A 24,915-nucleotide genomic window follows, 5' to 3' on the forward strand; every position below is an offset into this window, starting at 1 on the left:
TTTTCTCCATTTTCATAATAAAAAAACACCAGACCTATATGTCTAATTTGTTGACAATGACTCTAGTGGTTTTTTCATTTTCTAAAATTCTATTATTATTTTGATTATTTTGGTCAATTAAAGAAAGAAGTCATTCGGCTTCATTTTGTTCAAATTTATAATCGTCCATAAAACAACCTTTATTTTTCAATAATTCGGTCTTTAAAGTATCAAACTCATTGCTAAGTTTGATTAATTCTTGATCTTGATATTGACTAATATCGAAATTAATCCATTTTTTATGTCCAATATTCTCTTCTTGATTAACTTCAATAAAAGAATTAGGAACTAATTTTTTAACAAATTCAATTTCTTTTTGTAGTTCATTATTATTAGCAATTGATATTTCACAAAGCTGATCAAATGACATTTTATTATTTAAAGCTTTCTCACTTTTTTCCATAAAATTATTTTACTTTAAAACTATTATTTATAAAACTTATTTTAATAATATTTGGTGTAAAATTAAATATTTAGTCATTAAATAAAACAATTAATAAAAATAGACAGTTAATAACTGTCTATTAATTTAATTATTAATAATCTTCAGTGAAATCTGAATCAAATTCCGCTGAATCTAAATCAAATTCTTCACTTTCATTTTCATAATATGCTTCATTATTTAGAATATCAAAATCAAGGTTTAAATCATCATCTGAAATAACCATATCAATTGATGGATCGTATTTATCTTTAAAGTATGATTTTGGATCACGGATATCGTATTTTCCTTTTAGTTCATAATTAGAATTAGTTCCTGCAGGAATTTTGTGTCCTAAAATAATGTTTTCTTTAAGACCTTCTAAGTGATCTACTCTTTTACCAATTGATGAGTTAACTAAAATCTTAGCTGTTTCTTGGTATGATGCAGCAGCAAGGAATGAATCAGATAATAAAGGAGTTTGTTTTGCCCCTCTAATTTTTACTTCTCCATAAGCTGGTTTTTTACCTTGAGCTAATAATTTTCCATTTTCTCTTTGGTATACAAAAGTATCCACTAAGCTTCCTGTGAAGAAATGAGAATCTCCAGGATCGGTAATCATAATTTTTGAAAGCATTTGACGGATGATAATTTCAATATATTTATCTGAAATGGTAATACCTTGTAAACGGTAAAGTCTTTGTACTTCTTTTAATAAGTAGTTTTGTACCGCTCTAGTATCAGCAGCTTCAAGTAATTCATTTAAGATAATTGGACCTTCAAAGATTTTTTGACCAGGAACCACAAAATCACCAACTTTAACTCTTAGTTTTTGTGAAACTTTACCACTTTCATAAATAATTTCAGTCATATTATCCATGTTTTTAGTTTCAATTCCAACTAATAATACATCAGTGTCTTTTCCTGATTTATCTTTTGAAGGAGCTATAGAAACAATAGTTCCATAAACTTTAGAAATAACTGCAGGTCTACCTCAAGGGAAATCATAAGCATCGATTAACTCGATCAATCTACCAAATCCACCTGTAATATCTTCTCCACCAGCAACCCCTCCGGTATGGAATGTACGCATGGTAAGCTGAGTTCCAGGTTCCCCGATTGATTGAGCTGCTACTACCCCAACAGCTTCACCAATATTAACGATTCTATTTGAAGCTAAATCTTTTCCATAACAACGTTTACATACTCCGTTTTTAGTATGACAAGATAATACTGAACGAATTTCTACTTTATCTAAACCGTGTTTATTTACTAATAAATCAGCAATTTTAGGAGTAATTAAAGTGTTAGCTTTAACAATAAGGTTATGATCTTTGTCAAAGATATCATTGTTGGTAAATCTACCTTCAATTCTTTCCATTAATGATTCAATAACTGTATCAGTTTTGGTATCTTTAATGTCTTTAACAATAAATCCAAAGTCACTTCCACAATCTTCTTCTCTAACAACAATCCCTTGAGCCACATCAACTAATCTACGAGTTAAGTACCCTGATTTAGCAGTGTTAAGAGCAGTATCTGTAAGTCCTTTTCTGGCCCCGTGGGTTGATGAATAAAACTCATAGGCACTAAGCCCATCAAGGAATGAAGATTTAACAGGAATTTCAACTGTTGATCTAACTACCCGGTCGTTTTCAGCATCGGCTTTAAGAACTTTGGTGTTGTTGTTCATTAAACCACGCATACCAGCAAGCTGGGTAAAGTTAGATGAGTTCCCTCTAGCTCCAGAGGTAAACATCATAAATAATGGGTTATCAATGTCAGTTTTTGTAACTTCTTTAAGATCTTGCTCGATTGAGTCTTTAACTTTAGATCATTTTTGAATTACTAAACTATAACGCTCATCATCAGTTAAAAATCCATCTTCAAAGTATTGTTTTAATTGATCAGTATGGATTTCACCTTCTTTAATTTTCTCTTTAGTTGTATCTAAAGTAGTAATATCGTTCATTGAGATTGTAGTTCCTGAAATAGTTGAGAACTTAAATCCTAAGTTTTTGATTTTATCTAAGATGCTTGCAACATAGTTTGTATATTTAAATCAAACATTGTTTAATACTTTTGTATAGTGACTAATATCTCATCTAAGTCCATTAGGCTGAGATTCTTTTGGCATATTGAAGCTAATTTCTTCAAATTCATCTTTTAAGAAATTATTAATAATATGTGCATGAGAATCAGCGATTAATTCACCTTTGTAATCAATTAATTCTTTACATTCGTTTAATTTATCAGTGTAATTGATTTGGTTAGTATTATTAATAATTGCAGCAATATCTTCCATTGTAACAACTGCTACATATTCTTCATAAACTTTACGGATGATTTTAGCTATATCTTTTTTGGTTAATGCAACATTAACACCCATATTTTCAATAGCTTCTTTGAAGTTAGTTCCATATTCAAAAGTATATCTATCTAAATCATCAGTTGATGTATGAATAGTTTCTTTTTCTATAACTTTTTCACTTCCATCAGGATTTAATTTATATTGTTTTGATACATATTTACCAAAAATAAATTCAAAATCACTTGGGAAAGCTTTATTTAAAATGAACTTACCAACTGTTGAAACAATATAAGGTCTATTAGTGTTTAATGAAATAGATTTTTTATCTAAAGCACTAATTGGTAATACAACTCTTGTATGAAGTGTAATAACATTGTTTTCATACGCTAATAACATATCATCATAAGTTGCATAGAAATTCCCTTCACCTTTAGCATTTTCTTTTTCAATAGTTAAGTAGTATAACCCAAGAATCATATCCTGTGAAGGGTTGATAATAGGTTCCCCATCTTTAGGTCCAAGAATGTTTTTTGAAGCTAACATAAGTTCTTTAGCTTCTCTAACGGCTTGATCAGAAATAGGAACATGGACAGCCATCTGGTCCCCATCGAAGTCAGCGTTAAACGCTGTAGTTACTAATGGGTGAAGTTTAATAGCTTTACCTCTAATTAATACTGGTTGGAATGCTTGGATACTTAAACGGTGCAATGTAGGAGCACGGTTTAATAGTACTGGTCTTCCTTCAATAGCTTTTTCTACATATGGTCAAATAATTGGGTTTAAGTTTTCAATTAATTTTTTAGCAGATTTAACACTAGTAATACTATCTTCACCTTTAATTAATTCTTTAATAATTCAAGGTTCAAATAATTTAGCGGCCATATCTCTAGGAATACCAACTTCATGCATTTTTAAAGTAGGTCCAACAACAATAACACTTCTTCCTGAGTAATCAACACGTTTTCCTAAAAGGTTTTGTCTAAAACGACCTTTTTTACCTGTTAAAGCATCTGAAATAGATTTTAATGGGTGAGCATCTTTCGAAGTAACTGGTGATGGTTTTTTTCTTGCGTTATCAATTAAAGCATCAACAGCTTCTTGGATCATACGGTACTCGTTTTGTTTAATTAACATTGGAGCATCTGATTCATTTCATTTTGATAAACGATTATTTCTAATAATAATTCTACGGTATAACTCATTAACATCACTAGTTGAGTGTCTTCCACCATCTAATTGAACTAAAGGTCTTAAATCAGCTGGAATAACTGGTAAGTTGTAAATTAACATATTAGTTGGTTTTTGACCTGATTTAATGAATGAGTTAATAATAGTTAAACGTTTGTAAAGTTTTTGACGTTCTTGTTCTTTAGAACTTGTTAATCCTTCTTCTGAGTTATTATTGATGTAGTCAATTTCTGCTTGAACTTCAGCAGCTTCTTTTTCTAAATCAATATGAGTTAATAAGTATTCAATTGCTTGAGAACCTGTACCAATTTTAGCTTCAGAATATTCGTGAATAATGTCATTGTATTGATAGAAATCAATCCCAAAGTCTTTTCCGATTTTTGAAACCGCATATTCTCTAAGTTCATTTAAAGCTAATTCAATATCTTCATATTCTTCAGAATCTGGATCATAGTGGTCTAACATTTCAACTAATGCAGCTTCATAAATGGTAGCAGCATCATTAATGTCAATAATTGTATTTTTCTTTAATGATTCTAAGTTTCCACTTTCTAAAACCATATGTGATTTATAGTAAATAAGTTTTTCTAAATCAGCTTTAGTAACTGGTTTATTAGCATCACTAACTCTTAATCCTAATAATTTAGAAATGATTGAGTGATCGATTTTAAAGAATCAAAAGTGAACCACTGGGTTGTGTAATTTAATGTGTCCCATTCTACTTCTACGTGTAATTTTAGGTAAAATTTGTGGTTTATACTTTTCACAAGCAGGAGTTTTTGAACAAATTGAATTTTCGTCACTTTTTTTGTATTTGGTTCCACAAACTGGACATTTGTAGTCAGTTGTTGGACCAAAAATTAATTCATCAAATAAACCATCTTTTTCTGGTTTATATGATTTATAGTTAATGGTTTCAGGTTTAGTAACTTCACCATTTGATCAACTTAAAATATCTTCATCTGTTGCAAGAGAAAGAGTAATTTTATTGATTGCATTATTTAAATCTTTTTCGTTATCAAAATTATTCATAATGTCCTCCATCTCCTTCTAAGTATTGTAATGGTTCATCATCTTCACTATCATCGGCTGAAGATTCTGAAACTTCTAATTTCATTCCTAATCCTTTAAGCTCATAGCTTAAAACGTTAAATGATTCAGGAATACCAGGTTGAGGTAATTCTTTATTAGTTACTAAAGCACTATATAAAGCATTTCTTCCTGCAATATCATCTGATTTATAAGTAAGAATTTCTTGTAGCACATTGGTTGCTCCATAAGATTCAATAGCTCAGGTTTCCATTTCTCCAAATCTTTGTCCCCCGTTTTGAGATTTTCCTCCAAGAGGTTGTTGGGTAATTAATGAATAAGGTCCTACACTACGAGCATGCATTTTGTCATCAACCATGTGGTTAAGTTTAAGCATGTACATAACTCCTACAGAAATAGGTTTATCAAATTTTCTACCTGTGATAGGATCAATTAAAACTTGTTTTCCAGATTTACTTAATCCAGCTTCTTCTAAAGCACCTTCAATGTCAGTTTTCTTAACCCCATCAAATGAAGGAGTTACGAATTTAACACCTAATTTTCTAGCAGCCATACCAAGGTGAAGCTCAAGAACCTGTCCGATGTTCATACGTGAAGGAACCCCTTGAGGGTTAAGCATAATGTCTAATGGTGTTCCATCTTCTAAATATGGCATATCTTCTTCAGGAAGCACAATAGAGATAACCCCTTTGTTTCCATGACGTCCAGCCATCTTATCCCCAACTTTGATTTTACGTTTTTGAGCGATAGAAACTTTAACAATTTTGTCAATCCCTTCTTCTAAAACATCACCTTTTTCTCTTGAAATAACTTCAACATGGATAACAGTACCACTATGTCCATTTTTAACTTTTAATGAAGTATCTTTAACTGATTGAGGTCTTTGTTGTAAGATAGCCATTAAAAGTTTTTCTTCTTGAGAAGGGTTATCTTCACCTTTTGGCGAAACTCTACCAACTAAAATATCTCCAGGAGTAACTTCAGATCCAACTCTAACAATTCCGTTTTCATCTAAGTGTCTAATTGCGTGTTTTGAAACGTTAGGAATATTAGTTGTAAGTTCATCATCTCCAGCTCTTGAACTTCTAAATTGAATAGTTTGTTCTTCAATGTGAATTGATGTATAAACATCATCTTTAACTAAACGTTCATTAATAATAACAGCATCCTCATAGTTATATCCATTTCAAGTAGTAAATCCTACTAAAACGTTTTTACCTAATGCCATTTCTCCATCTTTAAATGAAGATCCATCTACTAATAAATCACCTTTTTCAACCACTTGTCCAACTTTAACAATTGGTTTTTGTTGAATAATGGTTCCTTGGTTACTTCTTTCAAAGTTTCTTAATGAATATTTATCAGTAGTTCCTTTATCATTCTTAATGTGAATTTTGCTTCCATCAACAAAAGTAATGGTTCCAGGATTTTTTGCTACTAAGTTATATGAAGAATATTTAGCAATATCAGCTTCAATACCTGTAGCTACTAAAGGAGCTTCTGCTTCAAGCAATGGAACTGCTTGACGTTGCATGTTTGATCCCATAAGTGCCCGGTTAGCATCGTCGTTTTCTAAGAAAGGAATAGCAGCAGCAGCTACTGAAACAATTTGTTTAGATGAAACCTCAATAAAGTCTACATCTTGTGGTGTTCCAATAATATAGTTATAATCACGTCTAACTGTTAAAGTAGGTGAAATAATTTTGTTTGTATCATCTACTTTAACTGATGATTGAGCAAATGAATAACCAATTTCTTCTGCAGCTGTTAAGTATCTTACATCGTTGTAATCTACAATACCATCATTAACTTTGAAATATGGAGTTTTTAAGAATCCTAGTTCATTAACTTTAGCAAAAGTTGCATAGTTAAGAATAAGTCCGATGTTTGGTCCTTCAGGTGTTTCAATTGGACAAATTCTTCCATAGTGAGTTGAATGAACGTCCCGAACCTCAAATTGAGCTGTATCTCTGTTTAATCCCCCAGGTCCTAATGATGTAACTCTACGTTTATTTGAAACTTCAGCTAATGGGTTAATTTGGTCCATAAATTGTGAAAGTTTTGATGAGTTAAAGAATGTTTTCATTTGGTTAGTAATTAACTTGTTGTTAGTTACGTTTTTAGCTGTAACTTTTTCAGGCTCTTTAGCTCCCATTCTTTCTCTAGTTGTTTTTTCTAATTTAGATAAAGCAACACTTAATTGTCCTTCAAGTAATTCTCCAACTGAAACAATTCTCTTGTTAGTTAATGAATCTGGATCATCATCTTGTCCAATACCTACAGTTAAATTGAAGTAGTAATTAATTGCAGCAATAATATCTGAAATTAATAAATGTGGTTCGATTGATTTTGGATCATTACCAATTACAAGTACTGGTTGTTTTTCTTCATCATCCATTCATTTTTTAGAAGGGAATACTTTAATTTTGATAATTTTGGTTCTTTTGGCAAGGTTTTTATTAGAGTTAATAACTTTGTGATAAACCAATTGTGGATCAATACCTGGAATATTTTCTCTTTCACAAACACCTAATTCAAAATATTCTTGAATTTGTTTTGCTACTTTTAAATCAATAAATTTACCTGCTTGTAATAAAACTTCTCCATCTTTTGAAAGTAAATCTTCTGCTAAATATGTATTAGTAATACGATCAACTAAAGAAAGTTTTTTATTAAGCATGTATCTACCAGTTACTGATAAGTTATAACGTTTTTTATCGAATAAAATACCTGGAATTAATGATCTTTTAGCTTCTTCAGAAACCCTATCACCTTTTCTTAACCCTCTAAAGATTTCTTCTTGACAAGCATCAACGATTTCATCGTGACTTAATTCTTTATTTAAGATTAATTTATCTTTTCTTAAAGTTTCTTCTAATAAATCACCATCTCAGAATAATTCTCTAATGTTATCTGCACTTAAACCAAATGCTCCTAAGAAAGTTGAAAGGTTGATGTTTTTGTTTTTATCAACTTTAACCTTAACTGAGTCAATGTTTGATGAGGTAACTTTATGTGATACTTCTAATCAACTACCAATACGAGGTAAGATTTCTAATTTGTTGAAAAGGTCATCAGATTGTTTATTTCTAACTCCTAATCCAAAGTAAGCCCCAGGAGAACGAATTAACTGTGAAACAATAACTTTTTCACTACCGTTGATGATAAAACTTCCTCCAGAAGTCATATAAGGAATTTCTCCTAATAAAACTTCATCAAGTTTAACTTCCCCAGTTTCTGTAATTTCTCTTTTTAAGGTAATGTAAATTTTTACGCTAAAGTTAATTCCTTTAGCTTTACATTTTTTAATTTCTTCACTTTCGCTAGTTAATTTTTTAAATGGTAATTCAGTTCTTAAAGAACCTTTTACATAGTCTAATCTAACTTGTTTGTTTGCTGCTTCAATTGGATAAACTTCAAGTAAGCATTCTTGAATTTTATTTTTGATAAAAAGTTCAAAACTTTCTTTACTTGTTGCTAAAATATCAAATAGTGATAATGAATGTTTAGTAACAGAGTAATCTCTTCTTTCGGTAATAGGACCGAATTTACGAACTTTATATTTTTTTTGCTCCATAATTTTCCTTTCCAGAATAATATGTTTATAATAAATGCATATACAATTAAAAATATTAAAAAATATTAAATTATATATGCATAATAAGTGTATTTATTTTATCATAAAACTCGTTTTTTATATAGTATAAAAATTAATATTTTTTAAAGGTATATATAAATTAGTTGTGTTAATAACAAAAACAAGAAAAAACCAATAAAAACAACCGTTTTTATTGGTTTTTGTTTTTTATAAGTTTTAATTTAACTTTTGAAAAATATGTAAAAATGGTATTTTTTAGCAATAAAATTCATTGATTAACTACCGCTAAATAAATTAATTCAAACAAAATAAAAAGTAAATAAGCAGGTAAAATCAATGGAATGATTTTACCAAATTGATTTTCTTGTTGATATTTATTAATAATTAAATCTAATCCTGAACCCACAAAAACACTATAGGTCATAGCGTTTCTGAATGAATTTTCAAACTCAAAAAATAGGATAATAAATAGTTTAAAAATAGCTTCTTTTAAGATAAATTTATAGTAAATTATGAAGTTATTTATTCTTTTTCCTTTTAAGAAATCTATTTTTGATTGAGTTAATGAATTAACTAATTCATTTAAATGTTTAGTTATTTTTCTAAAAGAACTAAACGATAAAGCTAAAACTAATGCAAAACTTGTAGAAAATAACGGATTAAGTAGTTTAAAAATTAATATAGTAGGCAACGCTTTTAAAATGCTTAATATTAATTTTCAAAAGATAATATTAAATGGTTTATTTAATTTATTATTCATTACAAAAACATAAATAATAGCACTAAATAACGCAATATAAATAGCACAATATACTTGCATAAAAATAGTAATATAAATTAAATAAATATCAGGATTATTGTTAATAGAACTAAAATCTAAAATAAAAAATCTTTTAAAAAATATTTCTAAAGCCTTAATATTTATATTTGGATTATTGCTATTAATTAAATTTAAAATTAAATCAATTAATAAATAAATTAAAAAAATTGATAACAAAAATATTATTAATATTTTTGTTATTTTTTTAATATTTGGATAAATTGTTTGTTTTTTAGTTTTAATTTGAGCTCCTTTATTTAAATAATTATTAATAAAATAAAGTAATAATTCAAAACTAAAAATAGTAATCATAATATATAAAATACTAATCCCTAAATATTGAAAATCATCATATTGAAAATAAAATCCAATACCATTAATACCAACATAAATTAAAATAGTACTTCATCTTAAATTTGATTCTAAACTATAGAAAAATAGCATAATATAGCGATTAATATTAGGTAAAATAATGGTATTTTTAATACTTTTAACAAATGAATTTCCTAAATATCTAAAGTGTCAATATTTTGTTATGGAGCTTGTATTAATAATATCGTTTAAATTTCTTAAAATAAATAATCAAGTAAATCAAAAATAAATAATAAATGCTTTTAAATGATTATTTACAATAAATCATTTAAAAAATAATAGCATTACAATTACAGGAAAAGCTCTTAATAATAGACTAATAGTTCTTGTAATTCAACTAAGATATGGTTTTTTGAATAAAATACTAGCATTTAAAAACGAAATAAATAGAGCGAAAATAAATGCTACACTAGTAGCTAAAAGAATATTTTTAATACTAGTTCATAGTAATTTCAAGTTAAATAATCATAAATTTTGACCTGGTAGTTCATTATCAAATGAACCAAAACTAAACAACTGCTTAACTTTTAGTCAAAATTCCTTGTAATTACTATCTACTAAGTTAAAAACATTTAATCGATATAAAAAATAAATAAAAATAATAAATAATAACAATATTAAGCTTAATTTAAAAAATTTATTAAATAAAATTCTTTGATAAAAACCGGTTTTAGTCAAAATATTTAATTAAATCCTCTTGATTAAAATCATTTTTATTTATTATTGCTTGAACTTTATTATCTTTAATTGCAACTAATGTATCACAATATTCTAAAGCTAAATTTAAATCATGAATAGCTAAAATTATGTATTTATTTATTTTTAAGGAATTTAATTTTTGCATAACTAAATTAGCATTATTGATATCTAATGCACTAGTTGGTTCATCTAAAATCAAAATATCAAACTGATTAAATAAAGCTTTAATTAAAATAGCTCTTTGTTTTTGACCCTGAGAAAGATCTTTGAATTTTTTAAATGCAAATTCTTTAATATTTAATTCATCTAATAATTCTAATAATTGACCAACTTGTTTTTTAGATAAAATCTTTAATATTTTATAAAAAACATTGTTGTAATTATTAAATGTTAATAATACATTTGAAACTAAATCATATTCTTCAAGCATAAAATCGTCATTAGAAACAACTTGAACTGATTTTAATAACTTATTAATTTGTTTTTTAGAACTCTTTTTAATATTTAAATTATCAAAAAGAATCTCGCCATCTAAAATTAAATTGTGATTATATAAACTTTTTAATAAAGTGGTTTTTCCACAACCACTTTTACCAATTAAACCTATAATTTTACCTTGTTCAATAGTTAAATTCACATCATTTAATACAGCTTTATTTTGATATCCAATAGTTAAATTATTTATTTTGATCATAATGATTGATTAATAACATTTCAAAATTCCTGCTCAGAGTCATTGATTACTTTATAACCATTAAACCCTTGAGTAGGTCCTCAAGGATCATTGATTTGAGTAAAAGCTAATGCAATTGCATCTGCCACTTCTTTTTTTATCCCCTTTGCAAACACACCTACATTATATGGTAATTTATCAGTTACTGTTAAAAAGCTTATTCTTCCAAATTTAGAATCTAATGGATATTTATCAGGATTTTTAACTTTGTTATATCCATAAAATCCTTCGTTTTCAAAGTAAATTTTAACATCACTATTTGGTTCGCTTAATTTTGCTGCAATTGCATCTCCTTGAGCCATTAGTTGTTTTAAAGAGATAAATTGATTAGGAAAATTCTTTTTTAATAATGCTTGAGGAAGTATATATTTACTTCCGCTAGAAGATTTACCTATTCCTAGTTTATAACTAATGAACTTTTTATAATCTTTATTGTTTCAAGCTTCAATAATATCTTTTGTATCTTGCTCATTAGCTAAAATAGTAATTAAACCTCTTTGATAAGGTACGTTTTGATGATCATCATAAGCTCTAGTATAAATAGTGCCATTTCAACCCATACCATTCTCTTTATCATTTCATTGTTCTCTAGGTATTTTAGTAAATACTTGATATTCATTTTTAGCTATATTTTCTAAATCCTTTAAAGTTTGATTACTTGCATTAACATCACCTTTAAATTTTTTAGTTAATGTTTGGAGTTTAATTAATAAACCACTTTGTTTTATTTCTTGTTCTTTAGAATATAAGCTTCCTGTAGATACAAAAGCAAAATCTATTTCACCTTTATTTAGCTTATCTCTAATTGAATCATAATTACTATCACTAGTATTAATAATTTCAATTTTAAATTTTTGACCATTGTTTTTTAATTGATTATTAAGTAATGTGGTTAATTGTTGAGTTAAATCTTTATTTTGATCACCTAAATCTAAATTAAGCTTATATACTTGCTTTTCATTAATGTTGTCGTTTGAATTTTTTGCACAAGAAAAACTAACTACTGATGTAGTTATAATGGTACTTGTTGCTAAAAAATATTTAATAATATTTTTAAATTTCTTCATAAAAATAAAAAAACCTTTCTAAATGAAAGGACAAGAAAAAAATGAACTCGCTACGCTAGTATTAACTAGATCAGCTAATAAGAGTATTTCTCAACTTGAATTTAATTCAAGTACCCCTGTCCTTGATAATATTATAATAAATTTTAGAAATCTTATTAAGCTCTATAAAGAAAAATTACCTAAATTTTATTTTATGTAATAGCTCAAAATAATGAATATTTTAAGTTTATAATATTAATATCATTAATAAGCATATAGGAGGTTATTGTAATGAAAGTTAAAGAATTAGGTCAAGTATGAACACCTAAAAACATAGTTGATAAAATGATTAATTTAATAACAGTAAAATCTCCTAATTTAATACTTGAACCAAGTTCTGGAACAGGTATGTTTTACAATGAATTAATTAAGAAATTTAACAATGTTATTGGTGTTGAAATAGATCCATCAATTGCTCATAAAAACGCTATAATAGCATCATATTTTGATACAAACTATCAACCAGATGTAATAATCGGTAACCCTCCTTATGTGGATTTTAAAAATATACAAAATCTTCCAAAATCTAATTTTTTAATACATAAACCAAATCTTTATTTATTTTTTATTGAAAAAGCACTTAATGACTTAAAACAAAATGGAGAACTTATATTTATAGTTCCATCAGCTGTTTTTACTTCAACAAGTTCTTATAAATTAAACGAAAAAATATATAAAGAATATTCAATAACTTATTTTGAGTTAATTGATGAAAACGTCTGACAAAATGCATCAGTTCCTACTGCAATTATAAAAATAATAAAGACTAAAAATCACATAGATAAAATTAATTATTTTTATTCAAATGGAAAAATTTTGTTTGGTGATAAACCTAAACAAATGGATGGAATAATGATGGTAAAAGTAGGTGGAGCAAGTGGTTTTAATTCATCTTTGAAAAAAGGTGATGTTCCTTTTGTTGTATCTCATACCGAAAGGACTAAACAGTTAAATTATATTGAATACCAACCTAAAGATTGAATAAGAGCTGTACCTAAACCTCCTAAAGATTTTACTTATCAAATTTTTGTAAATTGCAAAACAAGAAATAAAAATCCTTTTTATATTTTAGAAAATGAACCTGCTAATTTTATAAATTATGATGCATCAGTTTTATGTTTATTTGTTAATTTAGATTTAAATGAAACTAAAATGCTTGTTAAGAAATTAAACAATATAAATTGAGAAATGTTAGGAATAAAAAGAAGTGGAAGATTCCACTTCTCACAAAGCATATTGTCAGCTATAGTTTCTAAATAATAAATTTATTTTTTAAAATCAATAAACACATCATGAAATTCATTTAAGATATTTGCTCTTCTTTTTATTGATTCGTATAAATTACCTAATAAAAACTCTTTAGACTCTTCAAAAGTTCTTTCAATTCTTTCGTCATTTTCAGATCATTTACATTGAAATGGTAGATTATTGCCGTTAGGTGTTAATGTCTTTAATCTCTTTAAAGAATTAAATACTATTTTTTGAGTATCAGATTTATCGAAAATAATGAAATAATAGTCTGTATTGTTGCTTTTAATATTGGCTGATAATAATTTGAAATATTCATTTCAATTATTTGGACAATTCTCACTTGTTAATCCTGTAAGAGCAAAAAATAATCCTTCTTTTGAACTAATGTTATCAGCTGATCCTATATTAAAATTAGAAATCTTTATATTGATTGGACAATAGAATGAATTGTCATTATTTTTAATAATAATGTCATATCAATATCTTGCTCTTGGTTGTTCATATATTTTTAACTCTCAATTCTGGAATATTTCTATTTCTTTATATGAACTTAGAATTAAATTGATAATTTCTTTTTCGTTTTGGATTGAATTAACCCTTCCATCAATATCATCTGTTGAAAAATGAAACTTCTTGGTTTTTAAATAATTTATTAGTTTTTCAATAACTAAATCATAATCATTAATGGTGTATTTCTTATTATTCATATAAAAATTATACTATTTTAAATTGCTTAAATATCGCTGTAATAACAGCAATATTTAAGATTATTACATTAATTATTACTGTTAATAGGTAATATTATTAAACAAAAATTTACAATATATTCTTAATATCTAATACACAATTGATAAGGTATTGGTTGAATTTAGTAAAATTATTATATGAAAGCAAGATTTAAAGAAGTACCACTAACGTTAAATTCAGTTGCATTAGGAACAATTGGGCTTGCAGGTGCTGCTGATTTATTAATACAAAAAATTCCTAATTTAAATGAAGTTCAGGCTTTTAGATTCACTTTGTTTGTCTATATTTTTTGTATTGCTCTTGCGTTGTTTTATATGATTATTAACGCTATCAAACACATTTATTACTATAAAAGTGTTAAAGAGAATCTTAAAAAACCCAATACTATTGGCTCATTTGGAATTAATTTTTTATCAACCTTAGCAATTAACAACGGTATTAGTTGAATTATTAATAAATGTGCTAGCGATGAAATTAAACATCAATTATTGTATATACCTAATTTAATAGTAATATTAGTTGTTATTGCACAATTTATTTATTCAATTTACTTCATTAAAAATATTTTAATGAAACCAGCTAATTGACAAGGAGAAGTTTTTACAACCTGATTTGTACCTTTGGTAGGTATATCAATTTGTATTACACATATTCAAAACTTAGGGAATATACTTCCGTTATTATTTTTTCAAATAATATGATTTTGAGCTTTTGCATTCTTTATTTGATTTTTTCCTTTAGTTTTATATAAATTCTTTTTCAAACCTCATCCAAATAGTGCAGATATTCCTTCAATGGCAATATTTGCTTCTCCAGCAAATTTAATGGCATTAGGTTTTTTAGTAGCTTTTGATCCTTCTAGCACAGTTAAAACAGTGTTTAATAACCAAATCTTTTATAATATTATTTCTGTTTATTTATTTTGTTTATCTTCAGTAGGAATAATGATTTATATGGTTATATTGGCTAAAACTTTAAGATTACATAGATTAAAAATGTCTTGAAGTGCTTTAACCTTCCCTGCAAGTATTTCTGCAATAGGTACTTTAAAATTTGCTGATTTATTTTTCCATTCAAGCAATACTAACTTTATAGGAATTAATGAATTCTTTACTGCTGTTGCTGTGGTTTTATTCACTATTTCTTTATGTGTTGTAGCTTTTATTAATATTATTTATTTAGAACTGTTATTTGAAAAGTTAATTTCTAAAAAGAAATTCAAATATTAAAAAAATGATAACTTCAAGTTATCATTTTTTAATAAATTTCTTCTTTGTCAAAATCAATATTTTCTTGATTGGGTTGATGTTTTAATTCATCTAAAAGCACACTATCGCTTTCATTAGTGTTATTATCATCTTCAGTAGAATTTAGTGTTAATAAAATTTCTTTACCTTCAAAAACACTTGTAAATACTTCTAATTCAGTGGTTTGGGTAGTAATAGGATTGACTAAATCTTCAAAATAAATATTTTGAGCTTCATATTTTTCAACATTTAAACTAGTTCATTTTTGGTATTGTTTTAATGATGAATAAATGTAATGATTATCATTGATATAAAAAATATCATCATAAATAAATAATCTTGTATCTTGAGTATCAACATTAGGTATTTTATTACCATCAATTAATTTTTTAACCCAAGGATTTACTGCTCTTTTTAATACTGCTTGAGTTCTTCCACCTTCTAATTGTGAATAATTATCAAAAAAGTGTACTTTATTAAAGTATTTTTTAACTATTCCTAAATGAGTAGTAATAAAAACTAAATCAAAATGATGCTTTTCACTTAGTTTAAATAATATTTTTAAAAAAGCTAATCGCACTTCTTTATTTAATTCATGCTTATCATCTACCACAAAAATAATTTTTATTTTATTTAAAATATCTTTAAATAATTTTAACTTAGTTTTATCAACAAATTGTAATTCGTTGTATGGTTTTAGATAACTACCTAAAGGTAAAGAAATAGTGTTTAAAACTTCAATAAAATTCAATATAGTTACATAACCTTGAATAAACTTAGATTTCTTTTTTGTTCTAATTGAACAAAAATCAGATACTGTATAAACAAAATCACTCATTCATAAAGTATTTGTAAAGAAATCATAATACCTTTGAAGCATAATAAACGCTTGAGATTGATATACTTCATTTTTTTCAGGTAATCTTTCAATAATTTTATTTAAAAATTTCTTTAAATTATGAATTTCTTTTTGAGTGTTTGATAAATTAGTATTAATTCTACTTAATTTCAGTTCTTTAGATTTAGCTATTTTATTAAATAATCTTAATTCAGATTTTTTATTTCAAGCTAATTCAGCATTAGCGTGTTTAATTTTTTGTTGAAATTCACTTGCTAGAACTTGTGATTGATAATTAGGTAATTGCTTAAATTTTTTATGTTTTAATTCTTTAATTTTTTGTTTTAAGCCATTAATAATATTAATATATTTAAGATATTGTTTATGCGAAATACCAACAAATTCAGATATATTAAATTGAAATTCACTATTAATAATTCACTTTAAATGTTTTAATTCTTTAGCTTTGTTTTTATTAAAGAAAATATTGTTATTAATAAATATTTTAATTTTATTGGTCAATTCTCTATTTAAATGAAGTAATTCTTCTTGACCTAAATACATTAATTTATGATAATTTTTCTTTAATAAATGCAGCACTTTTTTCTTGGTAAAAATATCTTTATATATTTCAATAGTATGACTAGGATTGTAAATATTTACTTTTTTAATTTTTAAAATATTAATTTCTTTTTGTGTTTTAGAAATGAAATAATTTAATAATTCTGTGGTTTTAGTTTTAATTTTATTTAAATGCTCTTTATAAAATTTAATTTCAATTTTGTAATCTCTAATTTTTAAATCATTAGCTATTTTTTGTAATGAACTTGAATTAATTGCGTTCATATATTTAAGCTTTAATTCACTGTCAAAAATTAATTTCTTTTGAACATAGCTTGTAGTAGTTTCATAAGTTTCTAATAAATTAGAGTGATTTTTATCTATATCAAGATAAAAATCAATATATGATTTAAATAAATCTTCTTGATAAACTTCTACTATTTCAATTAATCTTTGAAATAGGTCCATTAATCAATTATAATTAACACTATTTTTATTATTTTTAATTTCATTAATTAATAATTTCACACCTTTAATAAAGTTTTTATTAACATCCATAATCACTTGACCATGAGTAGTTAATAAATTAAAAAAAGTATTTTTTAATAATGGTTCAAAATTATTAACTAAAAATTTAGCTTCATTTCTTTTTTTCTTATCAAATCGTTTATCTAAGCAAAATTGATAAATCTCATAAATAGGTAAATCATTATTTTCGTTTTGGATAATATCTTTAAATTTTAAACTGGTAATTTTATTAAAAATAGTATCCTTATCTAAAATAATTTTAGTTTTATTAACATTATCAGAGTTTTCAAAGAAAACTAATGACAAGTTTTTGTTGTACATTAAATTAGCTCAAAAAGTATCAAAATTTAAAAATTTATTATTTTCATTAATGAATAATGCTGTTTTATCATTCTTGTATAAGTGAATTGAAGGAACAGACATAAAAACTTTTTTACCTTCAGATTCTTGTTCAATAAAAAGATTGCTAATTGATAAAATTCTATTTTTATATTCTTGCATTCTCATCCTTAATATGATAAATTCGCATTTTTATTGATTAATTTTGCTACTACTAAATATGAGTAATAAATAACAAAAACATTAAATCATATTTTAATTGGACTAATTAAAATATGTTGTGAAATTCAAGTATATATGTTTGATAAATCACCATTTCCTAAAGTATATAAATCTCCAATAGATAATAAAGGAATATTAATTAATTCTAAAAATGATGAAAAAACAATAATTGGAACAAAAATTTTGTATTTTTTTAATGACATTTTAAATCTAGCTACCACAATAAATATAATCATAGCACCCATACCAGCAGTCATTAATGCTACTAAAGCTCATCTATTTTTTACAATTCCATTGCTAATTCATTCATCTTTAGTTAAATAACCAACATAAATGAAAATAAAGCTAATAACAATTGAAATAAATAAAACACCATTAATTAAATAAATATTAGCTAATAATCTATCTGAACCATTTTCACTAATAAAAGTTTTTTTATTATTTAATGTAATTATTTTTTGAGCGTATTTAACTTCTGCTTTTGTATCTTCTTTGCTTTCAGCGATTCTTAATTTTGAGGCTAATTTATGAATTTTTAAATTAATATTATTAATTCTAAATGTGACAGAAAAAGCATTATTAATAAACTGCATAAAATACATTCCAAAAATACCTGAAACTAAACCATTTATTGCAGTTGCTAAAGAATAAATTGGACTATAACCTACTGGTGGAACGAATAAAAGTGAAATTAAATCACTTATAAATCCAACCAAAAATCCAATTAAAGGACCAAAAATAAACCCGGTAATTTTTACTGGTAATCCAATAAAAGCAAATTTATATGACGAAATATTAACCCAAGGGATAATTTGTGATGAAACAGTAGTGAAAGCTACTGAAATTGCAATTAAAATTGCAACAAAAACCATTTTTCTAATGCTTCATTTAGGAAAAATGCTAAAATCACTCAATTTCGCTTTTTGGATAATTTTATTTATTTTATTCATAATTAAATTTTATTATTAATAATGAAAAACTTAAATAATTCATTAATTATTTATTTGACCCTTGATTTGATTTTTATTAAGATCAATATCAATAATATTTGCTTTTATTATTTGTCCTGGATAATAAGAATCATATATATCATTATCATTTAAATTTAACTTACTAATATGAATAAATAAGGTTTGCTTAATTCCAATATAAACAAAAATTCCAAAATCTGTTACATTTTGCACAGTTCCATCAACAATATCACCAATATTTAAATTATCTATAGTTAAAATAGTATCTTTTAAAATAAATCCAGTTTTATTATTATCAAATATTTTATTAGGATTTTCTAAAGCACTAATAATAAGTTCTATTTCATATTTTCTATCAGGATATTGCTTAAAAATTTCTTGTTTTAAAGCTGAATAATCTTGATTTTTATCATTGATTTTAATCTCATATTGCTCAATTAACTTATTAGCAAAATCATAAGAATCAGGATGAATTGCAGTTTTATCTAAATAATTATCTGAATCAAAAATTCTTAAAAAACCTATAGCTTGCTCATATGCTTTTGGTCCTATTCCTTTAACTTTTAATACTTGTTTACGATTTAAAAAGTTACCATTTTCATTACGATATTCAACAATATTGCTTGCAGTTTTTTCACTTAATCCTGCAATATACACCAAAATATATTTACTAGCACTATTAAGATCAACACCAATTTGATTAACTACTTTTTGAACTTTGAAAGATAAATAACTTTCAAGCTCTTTTGCATTAAGATCATGCTGATATTGTCCTACACCTATAGATTTAGGATCTATTTTAACTAACTCATTTAATGGATCAATAAATTTTCGACCGATATTAATTGCACTTCTTTGTTCAACATCTAAATTCGGAAATTCTTCTATTGCAATTTTAGAAGCAGAATAAACACTAGCTCCAATTTCTGAAACTATAGCATATTTAACACTTAATTTATGTCCTTTAATTACTTTTGCAATAAAAGCTTCAGTTTCTCTTGAAGCTGTTCCATTACCTATGACTATAATTCCAATTTGATACTTCTTAACTAGTTCTATTATTTTTTTACTTGAATTAATATAATCATTTTTAGGATAATTAGGATAAATTTTATCAACAGCTAATAATTGTGATTTATTTGATAAAGCAGCAATTTTACATCCATTAACAAAAGCAGGATCGATAGCTAAAACATTGTATTCTTGCATTGCAGGAGCTTTTAATAAAGTTTCTACTGAATTAGCAAATATATTAATTGCTGATTTTTCTGCTTTAGCAAATAATTCATTAAATATTTCTCTTTCTACGCTTGGTAAAATCAACCTTTTTAAAGCATCATTAATCGCATCTAAAATATTATTTTTATTTTTACGAGTTTTATCAAATATTTTTAATGCCATAGTCACAAAATAATCTTGTTTATACTCAAAATTAAGCTTAATTATATTTAATTTCACAGCACGATTAATCGCTAAAATTTGATGATTTTTAATTCAATTAATACTTGAATTAAAATCATAATAATTTTCAAACTTTTTATTATCATCTAAATCTTGATTTTTTAATTTAGTTGTTAATTTACCATATTGATAAATATTTTTCTTAATTTGTTCTCTTAAATCATTGTTTTGAGAAATAATTTGTGAAATTATAAAATTAGCTTGTTCAATAGCAAATTCTACTGTTTTTATTTCTTTAGATAAATATTTTTTTACTGCTATTTGAGGATTAAATTTAAAATTAGTATTATTTAAAATTTCATTAGCTAAAGGTTCTAAACCTAAAGCAATAGCCATAGAAGCTTTAGTTACTTTTCCAATTTTAAAAGGTTCATATAATGCTTCTAATTCATTTTTTGAAGTAGTTGAATTGATTTTTTGTTCTAATTCTTTAGTTAATAATTTTCTTTCATTTAAAATCTCAATAATGCTTTTTCTACGTTTATCTAATTCAAATTGATATTTATAAACTTGTTCAACTTGGTAAATTTGTTCTTCATCTAATCCATTGGTTACATCTTTTCTATATCTTGCTATAAATGGTACAGTATCTCCGTTTTCAAGCATTGTTAAAACAGTTTGTACTTGTTTTGGTTTAATATTTATTAATTTTGCTACTTCTTCTATTATCATTATTTTTTCCTATTATTTTTTTAAATTTTTTCATTTCTTTTTTGTTTTTAATTTTAATTACACTAAATATATCTTCAATTTTTTGGATATTAACTACTGGTAAAAATTTTTGAGATTCATTAATTATTAAATTAATTTCATTTCTAATATCTTTAATATTAGTTAATCTAACATGTGTTTCAGAGTTTTTAATATCAATTATTGTGGTATCAGCAAACACAATAATTGATGCTGTAGGTATTTCTTCACCTATAACATCATAAATATGTTGAATATGCTTCTCATTTTGTAAAATTGGATTTTTGACTTTTATTTTTTTATGTTTACCTGAGCTTAATGTTAAAAATTCATTTTGAGATTCTCCGGAAATAGTTCCATCATAAGCTTTATATTCTAATACTGCAATCATAGATTGAGTAACTAATAGTCCATCAAATTCAAACATTTTTGATTTAAATGAACAAACTCCTCCAGGTATATAAATGATATTCTTATTTTTAATTTCTTTTTCTATTATCTCTTGAACAAATTTTTCAAATAAAAAACCTACACTCTTGTCATTTTTAATTTTAAAAAAGAAACGTCATATAGCAAGAGCGATTAATATGACTAAAATAAGAGAATATACAACCAACATAATTATTGTTATATCGTTAGTAGGTAAAATAATTGATGACTCTTTACTAGCTGATTTTATAAGTGATAGTATCATTTTTCCTTTCTCTACAAAAACAAAAAAGACCAAATTGGTCTTTAATCATTTTTAGAAGTAGTCATATTTTGACTCTTATAGTTTTTGTAATTAATAATTTTTACAACAAGTGGGTTAACTAAGTTTTGAGTTAATCCTTGAACAAAAATGTAAAATACTGGAGCAAGTAAGTCAGCGATTAACATTGCAGCAGTTCCTAATACAACTCCTTTAAAGTATTCTTCATTTGCATATTTGGTTAATGAATCACCTGGAATACCAAATCCTAAGTCTGGATTTGCTGATGCAATTGCATTAAATGCATGACCACCTGAGTTATGGAATACTAATGCAGGAATTTGTTGAGCTAAACCTCTAGCTGGGTTAATGGCAGCAGTTCCTCCTAAAAGTCCCATTCAAACACTCATTGAAATAATGAACATAATGAATAAATCTCTATATTTGTTGTTAATATTTGGTGAGAAGATAGGGAATAATAATACTCCTGTCATAACTAATTCAACAAAAACAATTCAAGCTACCCCAGCAGTTAATGATGAATGATTAGTTGTTGTGCTAAAAGCTTTTTTAGCAGCACCTAAAGCATCAATTGGTGAGTTTTCAATACCTACACCACTAGTAGCATGACCTATACCATAGATTATAAATCCAGCAGTTATACCACCAAGAAATTGAATAACTATTTTATAAATGGTGTAATATCCATTGTTGGTTCCGTTTAAGTATCTAAACAAACTAACTGAAGGGTTTAAATCACAACTTCAACGAAGGAAGATGAATAAAACTAATCCTACAGCTACAAAACCTGCGTAAAATCCAACAATAATTGGATGAAGTAAATATTCTTCAATTACTTCTTTACCTACATAAATACTTAATCCCGCAAGTGCTAATGATAATAAAATAGTACCAATGTATTCAGATACACCATGAATTAATCAAGTTCTTAAATCTTTAGGTTTTTGAGCATTTTCTCTTCTTTCTTTAGTTAATTTGTAAAAAGAAAAGAAACTCTTAAAAAATGTTCAAAAGTCTTTAGCAGCTCCTTGCTGTTTTGTCTTATCCATTTTTTACCTTTCCATTTTCCATAATAGATAAAGCGTTTGTAAAATCACCTTTTTCAGCAGCATCAGCATTGTCTAATGTTGCTTTAGCAATTTGTGTTAAAGCTAAATCTGTTAAGAAAGCTTGGTGAGAAGTAATTAAAACATTTGGCATTTCAATTAATTCTTTTCATTCTGGGTCTAATTCTTTTAAATCATCAATTCTAGCTGAAACATCTTCGTAGAATCTACCTTCTTCACGTTCAAGAACATCAGTAGCTAATCCACGTAATTTTCCACTTTTTAGTCCTTTTAATACAGCTTTAATATCTAAAATTTCTCCTCTAGCTGTATTAATAATGATTGCACCTGGTTTAATTACTTCAATAGCTGCATCATCAATTAAATATCTTGTTGATGGTAATAAAGGACAGTGAATTGAAATAAAATCACTTTGTTTTAATAAATCTGTAATAGAAACAAATTCAATTCCTAATTGATCTGCTAATTGTGGGAAGTTTTCTTGTGCAAAAGCGTCAAATACAATAACTCTTGCTCCTGTTGCTTTAGCGATTTTAATAAATGTCTGACCAATTTTACCTGAACCAATAACTCCAATAGTTGAGTTTCCTACACAACGTCCATCTAATCCGTTTAATGAAAAGTTGTATTTTTTAACTCTATCATGAGCTACTAATAAGTTTCTGTTTAAGCATAATAAATCAGCCATAGCAAATTCACCAATACTTTCAGCTGAATAGTTAAAAATTCTAAATACTTGAATTCCTAATTCATTTGCTTTTTTAAGGTCAATTTTATTGTATCCCATTGATCTTTGGAATCAGAATTTAACACCTAATTTAGATAAAACTTCTAAAATTACTTTATCTCCATAAGTATTAACAAAACCGCAAACTGCATCATATCCTTTAGCTAATTTAACAGTATCTAAATTTAAATTTTCTTTGAAAAATGTAATCTCGTGTCTTCCTTGATTATATTCTTCGAAATATTTGATGTCATAATCTTTTGCATCAAAAAAAGCTATTTTCATATTAATCTCCTAATTAGTGTAATTAATAATATATTATTTTATATTATAAAGTTTTTATTTTTAAAATAAGTTATATGTGATTTTATAAATAAAAACAATGGAATTAATTCCAAAATAAATTTAGTTCATTTTTAGTTCACTTTTTATAGAAAATTATTTATAAATTAGGAGCAAAAAAATGAACGAAATAATTTTATATTTAACCCATACATTAAAGGGTAATAGTTATTTAATTTATGAAAAACTTAAAAACATAAATATTATTGATCCAGATAAAATCAAGTCTTTAAATTTGCTTTATAAGCAATTTAAAATTAATTGATTAACTATTTTAGACAAAAATTATCCTATTAAACTTTTTGAGCTAAATTATCCACCTTTTGTAATTTTTTATCAGGGAAATTTAGACTTATTAAATCACAAAAATATAATTTATATTGCTGGAGATAATGTTGATTATAATGCCTTAAATTTTGATGATTTAAATAGCATTAAAAATGATTGTGTATTAATAACAAATAATTTTAAAAATAGTATTGAACCTAAAATTATTGATTATTTTAATCAAAATAATGGAAAAATTATTTACATCGCAAAAGAAGGTTTAGATACATTTAAAATAAACAATTTTAACCCTAACAATAATTTAATTTTAAGTGTTTATCCTTTATTTACCCATCCTAAAAAAGATTATTTTAAAGAAATGAATCTATTAATAAGTTGTATTGCAGATTCTTTACTAGTTTTAAACATAAAAGAACAATCATCAATCTTATCTTTAAGCTCTTATTTTCAAGATTTTAATAAAGAAATTTATTATTTATGCAAAACACCAGAAGAACATGCAATTAATAAATTAATACTTAATGGAGCTAGGGTGATATCTGGATTTTATAATTTAATAAGTATATAAAAAATAGCCTTTAAGGCTA

Annotated in this window: 16 protein-coding genes and 1 riboswitch; of the genes, 3 read left to right on the forward strand and 13 right to left on the reverse strand. The window is 25.4% G+C overall.

The genetic code is table 4. The features are described from left to right. Window positions 1-34: 34 nt before the first annotated feature. The 6 genes from GE118_RS00850 to cypl form a co-directional block, all read right to left on the reverse strand. Window positions 35-442, reverse strand: coding sequence for a hypothetical protein (locus tag GE118_RS00850; protein WP_158763579.1), 408 nt, complete (start codon window positions 440-442; stop codon window positions 35-37). Window positions 443-575: 133 nt separating this feature from the next. Further along, window positions 576-4,991 (reverse strand): DNA-directed RNA polymerase subunit beta', encoded by a 4,416-nt coding sequence (locus GE118_RS00855; protein ID WP_158763580.1) that lies wholly within the window; start codon window positions 4,989-4,991, stop codon window positions 576-578. Continuing rightward, window positions 4,984-8,586: a DNA-directed RNA polymerase subunit beta gene (locus GE118_RS00860; RefSeq protein ID WP_158763581.1), complete on the reverse strand. Its 3,603-nt coding sequence runs from the start codon at window positions 8,584-8,586 to the stop codon at window positions 4,984-4,986. Before GE118_RS00860 ends, GE118_RS00855 begins: the two co-directional genes overlap by 8 nt. A gap of 211 nt (window positions 8,587-8,797) precedes the next feature. Further along, a complete protein-coding gene (locus GE118_RS00865) occupies window positions 8,798-10,477 on the reverse strand; it encodes a hypothetical protein (protein WP_158763582.1) in 1,680 nt (559 codons plus the stop codon). Continuing rightward, window positions 10,470-11,192, reverse strand: a complete 723-nt coding sequence (locus GE118_RS00870; protein WP_158763583.1) for an ABC transporter ATP-binding protein — start codon at window positions 11,190-11,192, stop codon at window positions 10,470-10,472. The genes GE118_RS00865 and GE118_RS00870 overlap by 8 nt, the downstream gene beginning before the upstream one ends. Then, window positions 11,180-12,298 carry an ABC transporter thiamine pyrophosphate-binding lipoprotein p37/Cypl gene (gene cypl, locus GE118_RS00875; RefSeq protein ID WP_158763584.1) on the reverse strand — a complete coding sequence of 373 codons (1,119 nt, stop codon included), beginning with the start codon at window positions 12,296-12,298 and terminating at the stop codon, window positions 11,180-11,182. The genes GE118_RS00870 and cypl overlap by 13 nt, the downstream gene beginning before the upstream one ends. A gap of 30 nt (window positions 12,299-12,328) precedes the next feature. After that, window positions 12,329-12,426, reverse strand: a riboswitch (TPP riboswitch). A gap of 142 nt (window positions 12,427-12,568) precedes the next feature. Here cypl and GE118_RS00880 point away from each other — a divergent pair. Next, entirely contained in the window at window positions 12,569-13,597 is a 1,029-nt protein-coding gene (locus tag GE118_RS00880) for an N-6 DNA methylase (protein WP_158763585.1), read from the forward strand. Between the two features lie 5 nt (window positions 13,598-13,602). On the opposite strand, the gene GE118_RS00885 is transcribed toward GE118_RS00880, so the two are convergent. After that, window positions 13,603-14,295 (reverse strand): restriction endonuclease, encoded by a 693-nt coding sequence (locus GE118_RS00885; RefSeq protein WP_158763586.1) that lies wholly within the window; start codon window positions 14,293-14,295, stop codon window positions 13,603-13,605. 177 nt (window positions 14,296-14,472) lie between these two features. Between GE118_RS00885 and GE118_RS00890 the strand changes: the two genes are divergently transcribed. Continuing rightward, entirely contained in the window at window positions 14,473-15,564 is a 1,092-nt protein-coding gene (locus GE118_RS00890; protein WP_158763587.1) for a hypothetical protein, read from the forward strand. 28 nt (window positions 15,565-15,592) lie between these two features. Here the strand turns inward: GE118_RS00890 and GE118_RS00895 are convergent, their stop codons facing one another. The 6 genes from GE118_RS00895 to GE118_RS00920 are packed head-to-tail and all read right to left on the reverse strand — an operon-like array spanning window position 15,593 to window position 23,983. Then, entirely contained in the window at window positions 15,593-18,010 is a 2,418-nt protein-coding gene (locus GE118_RS00895; protein WP_158763588.1) for an MAG1360 family OppF-related protein, read from the reverse strand. Window positions 18,011-18,018: 8 nt separating this feature from the next. Further along, window positions 18,019-19,020, reverse strand: a complete 1,002-nt coding sequence (locus GE118_RS00900; protein WP_158763589.1) for an ECF transporter S component — start codon at window positions 19,018-19,020, stop codon at window positions 18,019-18,021. Between the two features lie 42 nt (window positions 19,021-19,062). After that, window positions 19,063-21,174: a Tex-like N-terminal domain-containing protein gene (locus GE118_RS00905; RefSeq protein ID WP_158763590.1), complete on the reverse strand. Its 2,112-nt coding sequence runs from the start codon at window positions 21,172-21,174 to the stop codon at window positions 19,063-19,065. Then, window positions 21,137-21,886 carry a nuclease-related domain-containing protein gene (locus GE118_RS00910; protein WP_158763591.1) on the reverse strand — a complete coding sequence of 250 codons (750 nt, stop codon included), beginning with the start codon at window positions 21,884-21,886 and terminating at the stop codon, window positions 21,137-21,139. The genes GE118_RS00905 and GE118_RS00910 overlap by 38 nt, the downstream gene beginning before the upstream one ends. A gap of 41 nt (window positions 21,887-21,927) precedes the next feature. Next, the gene (locus GE118_RS00915) at window positions 21,928-22,953 is read right to left on the reverse strand and encodes an aquaporin (RefSeq protein ID WP_158763592.1); all 1,026 of its coding nucleotides are present in this window, start codon (window positions 22,951-22,953) and stop codon (window positions 21,928-21,930) included. After that, window positions 22,946-23,983 carry a 2-hydroxyacid dehydrogenase gene (locus GE118_RS00920; RefSeq protein WP_158763593.1) on the reverse strand — a complete coding sequence of 346 codons (1,038 nt, stop codon included), beginning with the start codon at window positions 23,981-23,983 and terminating at the stop codon, window positions 22,946-22,948. The genes GE118_RS00915 and GE118_RS00920 overlap by 8 nt, the downstream gene beginning before the upstream one ends. Window positions 23,984-24,161: 178 nt before the next feature. Between GE118_RS00920 and GE118_RS00925 the strand changes: the two genes are divergently transcribed. Next, on the forward strand, window positions 24,162-24,896 hold the full coding sequence (locus GE118_RS00925) for a DNA-processing protein DprA (protein WP_158763594.1): 735 nt from the start codon (window positions 24,162-24,164) through the stop codon (window positions 24,894-24,896). Window positions 24,897-24,915 lie beyond the last annotated feature (19 nt).

Source organism: Mycoplasma sp. NEAQ87857 (assembly GCF_009792315.1).
Classification (GTDB): Bacteria; Bacillota_I; Bacilli_A; order Mycoplasmatales; family Metamycoplasmataceae; genus Mycoplasmopsis.